We start from the raw sequence: 1517 nt of genomic DNA, 5'->3' as shown, positions 1-1517 counted from the left end.
TAGCGACTAATCAGATCGCACAAACTGGACTGAGTTCCCTTCCTCCGGTGATCTACTATTCGGAACAGCTATTTAGGATATATTCCTAGGTCGATAGGCTACGATATTAACCCCTCCTTTACCCTTATATCTTGTCATTTCGAATATATCTATTTTTGAAATTAGCTCTGGAGTTTTGCTTACTCCATAAGTTCGAGGGTCAAAATCTGGCTTTAACCTTTTTAGCAAGCCTCCCACTGGGGCTACATTTGCCCAATTTTCTGTATCATCCTCTTTATATTGAAGCCAACCCTGTAACAAAGCATCGATTATTTCCTGAGGAATTTTTTCGTTATCTGTAGAAGGTGAGACATTAACAAGACCGGTATGTATTATTGAAGGGATTGGTTCACCGAGGTTTTCTGTGAAAATAAAGTCATCACATGAGTTTCTAAATGATATAGGAGTTTTCTTTTCTCCAACGCCAAAAACATACATTTCTGATTCACGCAACCGAGATGCTAACTTTGTGAAGTCGCTATCTGAAGATATAATTGCAAAAGCATCGTATTTTTCTGCGTATAGTAAATCCATTGCATCAATGATTAATGATGAATCAGTTGAGTTTTTTCCAGTGGTGTACGCAAATTGTTGAATCGGTTGGATAGCTAACTCATTGAGGCTTGTTTTCCAATTTTTAAGATATTCACTTGACCAATCACCATAAGCTCTTTTGGTTATTACATGTCCATGTTTTGATATTTCATCAAGAATAAGTTTGATTTTCGAATACTGTGCATTGTCCGCGTCAATGAGAACAGCTATTTTTTTCTGATCATTTAAATCTTTCATGTGTAGCCTTTAATTCTAATTGAAGTTGGTAGGTTGGCTTAAATTGACGAAGCCCGACATCTGAAAACAAATTAATATTTTTGATAACTTATCAGAACCGAATGGTTCTTTTCGTGATCCGTGCTGAATTTTGCTACACGAAGGGATGCAGGTCTGCTTAGCCAAGCAAAATCAGACGTTCGCGAAAATAGGCTTCCACTGTCCTGTTGCAACCCCTCTTATCTCCCTTTTTTCCAATCACCACGGGGCCAATGGCGTGGACGATTACGCTTCGCTAATCGACCCTACTCGCCTCTGCTCGCTAAGCTTAAAGGGATCAGCACAGTGCCAGGAGGCCAATCATGGAGATCGACAAAGCCATCGGGCTGATCGAGGCCCACGGAGTCTTTCACGGGGATCACTACAGCTTCAACAGCGGCGAGTTTGTGCAGTGGTGCCAGGAAGATACCCACCAGACCCTCAGCCTGGAACAGGCCAATCACGATCTGGCGCCCTTCTGCATCCGGGTCGGTTACGCCGAGCCGGTCCGGTCGTGGCGTTACTATCTCACCTGATCTCACCTGAGGGGTGACGCAGAGGGCGGGACGAGCCGCGCGATGCGGTGAATCAGGGCCTTGTTGCTCAAATCGGGGAACTATCTGTCATCTCGGTGATCTGATCCTGTAGCGCAGTCTCCGAGAGCATCA

2 protein-coding genes are annotated in these 1517 nt (G+C 43.8%); one reads left to right on the top strand and one right to left on the bottom strand.

What is annotated here, in order from left to right; genetic code table 11:
• Positions 1-72: 72 nt before the first annotated feature.
• Positions 73-831, bottom strand: a complete 759-nt coding sequence (locus PG892_RS22195; RefSeq protein WP_201894588.1) for an NYN domain-containing protein — start codon at positions 829-831, stop codon at positions 73-75.
• Between the two features lie 341 nt (positions 832-1172).
• Between PG892_RS22195 and PG892_RS22190 the strand changes: the two genes are divergently transcribed.
• The gene (locus PG892_RS22190; protein ID WP_201894589.1) at positions 1173-1385 is read left to right on the top strand and encodes a hypothetical protein; all 213 of its coding nucleotides are present in this window, start codon (positions 1173-1175) and stop codon (positions 1383-1385) included.
• Positions 1386-1517: the final 132 nt, after the last annotated feature.

Source organism: Aeromonas sp. QDB68 (assembly GCF_027707405.1).
In the GTDB taxonomy this organism is placed as follows: domain Bacteria; phylum Pseudomonadota; class Gammaproteobacteria; order Enterobacterales; family Aeromonadaceae; genus Aeromonas; species Aeromonas caviae.
The sequence above is the reverse complement of the archived record's forward strand: the minus strand, read 5'-3'. Positions and strand labels throughout refer to the sequence as shown.

What these genes read in the sequence shown, in the direction of transcription:
- PG892_RS22195 (WP_201894588.1), bottom strand. Translation starts at nt 831, where the DNA reads ATGAAAGATTTAAATGATCAGAAAAAAATAGCTGTTCTCATTGACGCG.
- PG892_RS22190 (WP_201894589.1), top strand. Translation starts at nt 1,173, where the DNA reads ATGGAGATCGACAAAGCCATCGGGCTGATCGAGGCCCACGGAGTCTTT.